Origin of the sequence: Sphingomonas sp. LH128 (assembly GCF_000293195.2) — a bacterium.
GTDB lineage: Bacteria > Pseudomonadota > Alphaproteobacteria > Sphingomonadales > Sphingomonadaceae > Novosphingobium > Novosphingobium resinovorum_A.
In genome coordinates this window covers 1-2400 of sequence record NZ_ALVC01000395.1, presented here as the reverse complement: position 1 = coordinate 2400, position 2400 = coordinate 1, and the positions used below count along the sequence as shown (strand labels likewise).

2 protein-coding genes are annotated in these 2400 nt (G+C 69.4%); one reads left to right on the top strand and one right to left on the bottom strand.

The window, feature by feature from the left end; translation table 11 throughout:
* Nucleotides 1-307: 3-methyl-2-oxobutanoate hydroxymethyltransferase (locus LH128_RS26135; protein ID WP_008829839.1), on the top strand; the 307-nt coding region annotated here is incomplete at its 5' end.
* 313 nt (nt 308-620) lie between these two features.
* Here the strand turns inward: LH128_RS26135 and LH128_RS26130 are convergent.
* On the bottom strand, nt 621-2400 hold a 1780-nt coding region (locus tag LH128_RS26130; protein WP_442800365.1), incomplete at its 5' end, for a tetratricopeptide repeat protein.

Sequence of the window (2400 nt, the reverse complement as noted above, 5' to 3'; positions counted from 1 at the left end):
CGCCGATGCCAAGGCGCTCGACGAAGCCGGAGCGTTCTCGATCGTGATCGAGGGCGTCGTCGAGACGATCGCCATCGAAGCCACCCGCGCCATCGCCTGTCCCAGCATCGGCATCGGCGGCTCGGCACAGTGCGACGGGCAGGTACTGGTTACCGAGGACATGCTCGGCATGTTCGAGCGGGTGCCGCGCTTCGTGAAGAAGTATGCCGACATGGGCTCGGTGGTTTCGGAAGCAGCCGCGCAGTACGCCGCAGAAGTGCGCGATCGCAGCTTCCCCGGCATCGAGCAGACTTACCAGCCGAAGTGACCGGGTCCGGTGGCCCACGCGAAACCGGCTTTTCCGGTTTCGCCCTTTGCGGTGGTTTATCCTCCCTGTCGCGCAGCGATGGGGAGGGGGACCGCCCGCGCAGCGGGTGGTGGAGGGGTAGAACCCCCTCCGTCAGCCCTGCAGGCTGCCACCTCCCCATTGCTTCGCAACAGGGAGGATGAACTACCGCTCACCACCCCAATCAGACCACCCACCCCGCTCAGCATGAGCGGGGTGGGTGGGACAACGTCCATTTCCCACCCACTCAGCTGTAGTCGCCGTCGAAAATACGGCACGGAAGCATGCCCGGCTCCTAGCGTGCCGCCCTGCCCTGCAACCGGCGACGGGCCTCGGCGACGGGCGCGGTATTGCCAAGCAGCGCCTGCGCCTTGTCGAGCAGCGCCCGCGCTTGTGGGGCATAGTCCCCGCTTGCCGCATAGCTGTATCCCAGGGCCTGCGCCGCAAGCGGATTCGATCGCTGGAGGCGATAGGCCGCGAGCGCATTCTCCCGCGCAGCGGCAAGGTCACCGGTGCCGGCCTCCGCCATGGCAAGGTCTGCGCGCAGATCCACGTCGCCCTCGCCGCCATTGTTGCGCAGCCACGCCAGGATCGTCCGGGCGCGCCCGAGATCGCCCGCGCCGACCGCCAGTTCCGCCGCCGCGCGCAAGGCCGGGCGGCTGGTGGGGTTCTGGCCGAGGTAGGCGGCGACCAGTTCGCGCGCGCCCTTTTGGTCGTGCGCCATCGCATAGGCCGCGAACCGGCGCTCGAAGAGGCTTTCCGGCAGCCGGATCTGCGAAGCCAGCGCGTAGCGCTCCTGCGCCTCGGCGACGTGACCCATCGCCAGTTGCACGTCGCCTGCGAGGGCCTGCGCATCGTAGAATCCGGGGTCGGACCGGCGCAGCGCCTCCGCTGCGACTTGCGCCTCGCCGGTCTGGCCGAGATGCAACATCTGGCCGATGCGGCCGCTCTCGCCCAGTACCCGAAGCTGCGCGCCCTGTCCCCTCGCCGCCCGATCAAGCAACTCCCCTGCATGCTGACGATCGCCGAGAACTTCCCAGGCCCGCGCCACGGTGGTGAGCATGTAGGGCGAGGCGTCACCGTCGGCGATGTCGTCGGCGAAGCGCAGGATGGCATAGCGGTACTGCCCCGCCATGACGATCGCGCGCAGAAGCAGTTCGCGGGCGTGCATATTGCCCGGGCGCAGCCGCAGCGCCGCTTCGAGCGCCTCGGCCGCCGCTTCCGGGTTGTCGGCAGCGATCTCGGTGATGCCGCGCAGGATGAGCACGGCAGGCTGGTCGTCGAGCTTGCCCTTTGTCCGCGCCAGCAGCCCGCGCGCGAGGCCGTAGTTGCCCGCCCTCGCCGCCAGCACCGCCTGCAGGTAGAAGGCGCGCGGGTTCTTCGGACTGAGTTCGAGCACGCGCCGGGTGATCGTCAGGCACTCGCTCGCGTGGCCCAGTTCGCCCAGCGTCGCGGCATATTCAAGCAGGACCGAGACGTCCTTGGGATCGTGCGTGATCGCGCTCTCAAACCACGGGATCGCAGCCAGCAGGCCATAGCGATCGCGCACCAGCTGACCCCGGAATTCCAGCGCGCGCACGTTGCCCTCGTCTAGTTTCAGCGCGCGGTCGGCCGCCTCGATCGCCAGCAGGTGCTCGCCGCCCGCATAGCGCAGGCGCCCGACCTCGACCCAGAGCCCGGCATCGTTCGGGGTGATCGCCAGTGCCCGGTCGTAGGCACGTCCGGAAGCCGGAAGGTTGCCGTCGAGCCGCTCCAGCAGCCCCAGTGCGCGCCAGCCCTCGGCGGCGCTGCCTTGCGTGAACTCGCCGCGGGCAAGATAGGGCCGCGCGCGGTCGCGGCGGCTCTGTGCGAACAATGCCTCGCCCATGTAGGCGTTGACCTCTGGCGGTGCGGCTCCCTGTTCGAGCGCCGCGCGCAGCTTCATTTCCGCGTCGATGCCGTCACCCCGGGCGATGGCCTTGCGGCCTTGCCCGATGAGCTTGTCGGCGCGGGAAATCTCGCCGACGGCAACCGGCGTCGCGGTCGTCAGCACCAGCGAGAAGCACACGGCCAGCACCAGCAGCGGCGGGATCACC